Origin of the sequence: Acidovorax sp. NO-1 (genome assembly GCF_000238595.1) — a bacterium.
In the GTDB taxonomy this organism is placed as follows: Bacteria; Pseudomonadota; Gammaproteobacteria; order Burkholderiales; family Burkholderiaceae_C; genus Acidovorax.
The window spans coordinates 1-6,273 of the sequence record NZ_AGTS01000058.1 but is presented as its reverse complement, the minus strand read 5'-3'; the positions used below and the strand labels follow the sequence as shown (position 1 = coordinate 6,273).

The 6,273-nt window shown below is 60.2% G+C and carries 6 protein-coding genes; 3 read left to right on the top strand and 3 right to left on the bottom strand.

From position 1 onward, the window contains the following. Both KYG_RS06545 and KYG_RS06540 read right to left on the bottom strand, forming a co-directional pair. The coding region (locus KYG_RS06545; protein ID WP_034693468.1) for a TolC family protein at positions 1-1,055 on the bottom strand (1,055 nt) is incomplete at its 3' end. Further along, positions 1,052-1,369 (bottom strand): hypothetical protein, encoded by a 318-nt coding sequence (locus KYG_RS06540; protein WP_008904060.1) that lies wholly within the window; start codon positions 1,367-1,369, stop codon positions 1,052-1,054. The genes KYG_RS06545 and KYG_RS06540, both read right to left, overlap by 4 nt. A 146-nt stretch (positions 1,370-1,515) precedes the next feature. Here KYG_RS06540 and KYG_RS06535 point away from each other — a divergent pair, with 146 nt between their 5' ends. From KYG_RS06535 to KYG_RS06525, 3 genes are all read left to right on the top strand, one after another. Further along, complete coding sequence (locus KYG_RS06535) at positions 1,516-2,202, top strand: heavy metal response regulator transcription factor (protein ID WP_008904059.1); 687 nt, start codon at positions 1,516-1,518, stop codon at positions 2,200-2,202. Then, positions 2,199-3,578 (top strand): heavy metal sensor histidine kinase, encoded by a 1,380-nt coding sequence (locus KYG_RS06530; protein WP_008904058.1) that lies wholly within the window; start codon positions 2,199-2,201, stop codon positions 3,576-3,578. Before KYG_RS06535 ends, KYG_RS06530 begins: the two co-directional genes overlap by 4 nt. 220 nt (positions 3,579-3,798) lie before the next feature. After that, positions 3,799-4,854 (top strand): DMT family transporter, encoded by a 1,056-nt coding sequence (locus tag KYG_RS06525; RefSeq protein ID WP_008904057.1) that lies wholly within the window; start codon positions 3,799-3,801, stop codon positions 4,852-4,854. A gap of 378 nt (positions 4,855-5,232) precedes the next feature. On the opposite strand, the gene KYG_RS06520 is transcribed toward KYG_RS06525, so the two are convergent. Beyond that, positions 5,233-5,748: a DUF4148 domain-containing protein gene (locus KYG_RS06520; RefSeq protein WP_008904056.1), complete on the bottom strand. Its 516-nt coding sequence runs from the start codon at positions 5,746-5,748 to the stop codon at positions 5,233-5,235. Positions 5,749-6,273: the final 525 nt, after the last annotated feature.

Genomic DNA, 6,273 nt, shown 5'->3' with positions numbered 1-6,273 from the left:
CTGCGCCGCATGCCACCCCAGTCAAAGATGGGCAGCTGCAGGCTGATCTCGAAACCACGTCGCGTGGAGTGGGTGTTCTCAGCAGCGTCGAAGACCGAGTCGCGCCGGACTCCCAGCTCGATATCCGTGAACGTTGTAATCGTGTTCCAGCCCTGGGCGCGGGCAGCTGCGTCATAGTTTGCCTTCGCGATCTGCAGGTCCAGCCGACCCTTGGACGCCTCGCGGCCTGCGTCCAAGGGCGACAAAGGCTCCTTGGGAAGCGCGGGCAGACGCTCTGGCAACCTGAGTTGTTTGGCTTGAGCGTCGTCCAGGCCCAGCAATCGGACAAGTTCCTCACGGGCCGCCGTGACCTGGTGCTGCGCGCTTGCCAGCTGAGTTGCTGTGTCGGCATAGAACGCTTGCTGGCGTACACGATCGAGCTTGTTGAAATTGCCCACCGCCTGCATGCGCTTGGCCAATTCGGCGCTGGCCTGGGCGCTGGCGAAAACTTGCTGTGTGTAGGTCAGGGTTTGTTGCGCCGCGACGGCGCGTACCCAGGACTGTCGCACCTGTGTGACTTGGTCCACCACATCACTGCTCAGGCGCAATTGAGCCTGCTGGATGCGCCGCTCGGCGACGCCTTTGCGCGTGGGCAAGGTTAGCAGGTCCAGCAGTCCAAAGGAAAGGAGGCGTCCGATCTCCGTCTCGCTGCCCAAGCGCACGCGTTCCAGGCTCAAGATGGGGTTGGCGATGCGTCCAGACTGCGCTGCCGTCGACGCGTCCGCCCAGTTTTGGGCCACGATGGCCTGCATGGACGGGCTGTTGACCAATGCAAGTTGCACAGCTTCCTTCTGCCCCAGTGGCTTGCTCAGCAGATCCGAAGCACGCTGGCGCAAGGCCTCACGCTCGCTCTGATCCCGGGCCACGGTGAGTTGGCCGTCCGTGAAACTGCTTGTCGCTGCATTGGCGCTGGAGAGGCTCTGCTCCAGATTCACGCTGGCGCATCCGGACAACACCGCAACAGCGGCCACGGCGATCACTAACTTGGCGCGGGGCAAATGCAAGAGGCGGCTCATTGTTTGCCCCCGTGGTGTGCGTCATGGCCCTGGGCGGGCAGGTCCTGATCGGTAGCGGGTGCTGTCTGGCGCATTTCCTTGGCATAGGCGCGCCATCCTCCGATCTCCCCCACCTTGTCGTTGGCCGCCTTCCAGGGCTGGACGGACTGCTCCTTGTAGGCTTCGTAGCCCGACAGTGCAGATCGGTACGAAAACTCATAGTCCACCTTCGCGGTTTCACCCTCAGGCATTTGCGCCAGTGACAGCGATGGAACCAATACCGCGGCGGCCAGCCAGAAGCTTGCGGTAGGTCGTGAAAGCCAGCGATTGTTCATAGATTCACCATCCGTTCTTGATGCATCGCATTGTCTGGGCCGATGCCTGCCGCGGACATAACAGTTTCATTACATTTTTGTCATCTAGAAGAAACCCAGCGATCTGCGGGCACACTCGCAACCACGCGCAGTGCCTGGGAGTTCCCGTGAAAATATTGATCGTGGAAGATGAAATCAAAACCGGCGAGTACCTGCGCCAAGGGTTGCGCGAGGCTGGTTTCAATGCCGATCTGGTCCACAACGGAGTGGACGGGCTGCATCTGGCCCAGGATGGCGACTATGACCTGGTGATCCTTGATGTGATGCTTCCGGGGATGGACGGATGGCAGGTTCTCACCAATCTGCGCCGCCTCGGTCTGGAGATGGCCGTCCTGTTCCTCACGGCGAAGGACCAGGTGCAAGACCGGGTGAAGGGACTGGAACTGGGAGCCGATGACTATCTGGTCAAACCTTTTTCTTTCGCCGAACTGCTGGCGCGTGTGCGAACGATCCTGCGGCGTGGGCGCAATGGCACGGAAGTGACCGTGCTGCAGGTGGCCGATCTGGAATTGGACCTGCTGCGAAGACGTGTCAGCCGCGCCGGGAAACGGATCGACCTGACGGCCAAGGAATTTGGACTGCTTGAGTTGCTGATGCGCCGCCACGGGGAAGTTCTTCCGCGCTCGTTGATCGCTTCCCAAGTGTGGGACATGAACTTTGACAGCGACACCAATGTGATCGAGGTGGCCATGCGCAGGCTTCGTGCCAAGATCGATGACGCCTACGACATCAAGCTGATCCAGACGGTGCGGGGGATGGGGTACGTGCTTGAGGCCCCGCAGGTGGGCGCGTGAAAGCCCGGTACTCGCTGACGACACGGTTGACGGTTCTTTTTACCTTGGCATCTGGGCTGGTGCTCATTTGCCTGGGGACCCTTGTCGCCGTTTCCATTGACAGGCATTTCGTAGAACTCGACCGAGATGCCCTGCGCGACAAAATCCACCTGACGCGTGAAGTCATCAGCAAATCCAAGTCGCCACAAGATCTGCAAACACGGCTGGATGATGTCTTGCATAGCCACAAGGGTCTCTACGTCAGTGTGCTTCGCGGCGCGGAATCGCTTTACTCGACCGCAGACTTCCAGTTTCCAAAGGACCTGATCGCCTGGACCCAAACAGCGCGCTTGGGTGTTGCTTCATGGCAAACCAAGTGGGGTGAATATCGAGGGATGTCCGAATCCGTGCCGTTGCCGGGATCCTCTGATCCACCGTTGCAGGTCTGGGTGGCCCTGGACATTGCTCACCACAAGCACTTCATGTATGGCCTGATTCGCGTGCTCGTGGGTTACGTGACTTTGGCAACGCTGGTGGCGGGGTTCCTTGGCTGGTGGGCCGCCAAGAAGGGTCTGGCACCCCTTCGGGCCATGCGGTCCCGGGCAATGGCCATTACGGCTCAGCGGCTGGACGAGCGCATGCCAAGCCAGGAGTTTCCGGTGGAGATGGCAGACCTTGCCACCACCCTGAATGAAATGCTCCGGCGCCTCAAGGAGGAGTTCGACCGCCTGTCGGAGTTTTCGTCGGACCTGGCCCACGAGTTGCGTACGCCTATCAACAATCTGATGACGCAGACACAGGTAACGCTCAGTCAGGCCCGTTCCACGGCGGAGTACCAAGAGATTCTTGCCTCTAACGCCGAGGAGTATCAGCGCCTGGCGCGCATGATCGCCGACATGTTGTTCCTGGCGAAGGCCGATCACGGGCTTATTCTTCCCAGGACGGAAAACATCGCGGTCCATGATGAAACCCGGGCCCTGTTTGATTTCTATGAAGCACTTGCCGAAGAACAGCAGGTGCGGCTGACGCTGGCTGGAGAGGGGGACCTCTCCGGTGACAGGTTGATGCTCCGGCGAGCCTTGAGCAATCTTCTGTCCAACGCTATCCGGTACACGCCGCCAGGCGAGACGGTTGTTGTGAGTATCAAAAGCGACCTGCATGGAACTACGGTGGATGTCATCAACCACGGACCTACCATCGACGAGCAGATGATCCCCCGCCTGTTTGACCGATTTTTCCGGGCCGACAAGTCGCGTAAGCAACTGGACTCTGATGGGGCGGGCCTTGGGCTGTCCATCACCCAGGCCATCGTTCATGCGCACCGCGGCCGCATCGCTGTGAACTCGGCCAACGGCAAGACCTGCTTTTCGATGTACTTTCCCAGTACACCCAGGTAAACAAGTTATGACAGATGCATGTTTTTCCCGGTACCCACGTTGATTGCCGAAAGTTAGACCCGTCCAAATATCAGCCACCAAGAAATTCCGCTCCGTACGTAGTGGCACCGTACAAGTTGTTCTGGGCATACACGCCGAATAGAACGAAGGGGGCTATCAATGCGCTTGATGGACAACAAGACGAGCAACACTGTCCGCTTCACGGTCAAGTAGCGCACCCATGTCGCGCGAGTTTCTGCATCTACCGGCACTGCGAGGCGGTCTGTTGGCCTTGCTGGCGGCAGCGTTGTTTGGCATCAGCACCCCTGTGGTGCAGCGTTTGGGCGCAGGGCTAGGGGCATTCACGACGGCCGCGCTGCTGTACGCGGGAGCCGCTGTAGTGGGAGCCTTGTCATTGCGGACTGCCGCGCACGAAGCACGCCTGAAGAAATCTGACACCCCGCGCCTTATTGCCATGGCGGGGTTTGGCGCTGCGCTGGGGCCGGTAGCCCTGGCCTGGGGCCTTCAGCACACCAGCGGAGCCAGTGCATCGCTCATGCTCACCTTGGAAGCGGTGTTCACAGCTACGCTGGCGTGGTGGCTCTACAGCGAAACCATGGACCGCCGCGTATGGGCCGCCATGCTTTTGCTGCTTGCGGGTGGTATGGCTCTCGTCCTGGACCAGGGCCTGCAAGGCGGAGTACAGCTGCTTGGGCTGCTTGCAGTGCTGGTGGCTACGATGGCCTGGGGTGTGGACAACACCTTGTCGCGAGGACTGGCTGAGCGTGACCCGAGCCAGGTGGTGATGGCCAAGGCAACCCTGGGTGCTACCGCAACCGCAGCGTTGGCCGTGTTGGCAGGGGAGCCCTTGCCTTCTTTAACTGCAACACTGGGGCTGCTTGCCATTGGAGCCACAGGCTACGGGCTAAGCCTGCGCTTTTATCTTCTGGCACAAAGGGCATTCGGCGCGGCGCGTACGGGTTCGGTGTTCGCCTTCGCGCCTTTCATTGGTGCGGCAGTGGCCTTCGGGCTCGGGGAGCGCTCTGCGGGATGGTTGATGCTGCTAGGTGGCTTGTTCATGCTGGCGGGGGTGGTACTTCACTTGGCCGAGAGCCACGGACACGAACACACCCACGAAGCGTTGGAACATGAGCACGCCCACCGCCATGACGACGGGCACCATCTACACGCGCACGAGGTGATGCCTGAAGGTAGCCATAGCCATCGGCATGCGCACGAGCCGATGACACACGCTCACGCGCATGCACCCGATGCGCACCATCAACACAGGCACTAGCAGCACCATTTGTTGGCGGGCATGTTTCGACAATGGCGCGCCTTTCAAACGACCCGTTTCCGTGTACAACAGAGGGTCGGCATCGCGCTGCTGTCGGTGCGGTGGTGCTACGGAGAGAGGAGGTGCTTCGACTCTCGTTGACGATCTGCTCGATGAGGGGTACACGGAGGCCACGGTCCTTGACCTCTCCGAGGCCGCATTGGCAGCGTCATGAGCCCGACTGGGTATGCGTGGGGCCAACGTGACCTGGCTCGACCTAAGGCCACCCCACCCAGCTGCTTCGACACTAACGCGCGCTCCGCTTTGCTGCCCGAAGCCTCCTTCTGAAAGTTTCCGCTGCTGGGCACTAGATGGCTTCGGGTTGAGCGGGAGGCAACGTCAGAAGCGGGGAGTCGTAGGGATCTGCCCCGCGTTAGCCGCGGCATGATGCGCTGCATGGTAGCGGTCGGGATAGATCTCGTTGAGCTTGCGGCCGTCTTCGCCAGCGACAATCTCCCCTTCGCGGATAGCGCGCGCCAGTTCACTCTTGACTTGACCGCGGGTCTTTGAAGGAGCGGCAGCCACCGCAGGATAACGACCAGGAGTCAGCTCATTCAGCTTGGCGCTTGATTCACCGCCCGCCAGGATGTCGCCGGTGCGGATCGCTTGCTCCAGCTCCGTGCGCACTTGCTCGCGTGTTTTTGTGACCTGCGCGGAGGCGCCTACTGGATACGCACCGGGGTTGATCTGTTTGTGCGTCAGGCCCGACTCGCCAGAGGCGGGCATGTCACCACTACGCATTGCTTGCGCCAGCTCAGCCCGTACTTGTTCGCGCGTCTTGCTAACACCTTGGTCGGACGCGAATGCGGGGGCGGCGAAGAGAGAGAGAACGATGAGGGTGGACTTGATTTTCATGATGAATTTTCCTTCTTGGGTAAACGGTGGGAGATTGCAAGCGCATGCCGGTCTAGGAGAGGCACTCGGTTGCAGGTGATCGTTGAGGTGCTTCAGGGCAGTTAAGGGCAGCGACCCAATTCGCTTCGCCATCTAGGTCGCGCATGGCTTCGTTGATATCAGGGTTGCGCTTGACCTCCTGCAACACATCCAGGACTTGTCGGCGCGTCTTCGCAGCTTGGGGTACTGACTTGCATGGTGGTCTCCTGTGGCGCCAGATGCCCGATATGGTCCATCCAGGTGGCGTTTTTTATGCACCACGGAGAGGAGTCTAGAAATCACCGCCCCACATGGAGGTGACTTCCGGATTACGCTTTTGACAGCAAGTGGCATCACACGAACCCAAGCGCGGACGCTGTCGCTTGTGGAGCGACTCTCTCAAATGCAGCGGAGCTACAGAGGAACCAGACGCGCAACTGCCGCGACAAAGCAACAGTGCTTTGGCAAGCCGCTAAAAACGGTGATCGGAGGCATGGAATGCTGGTC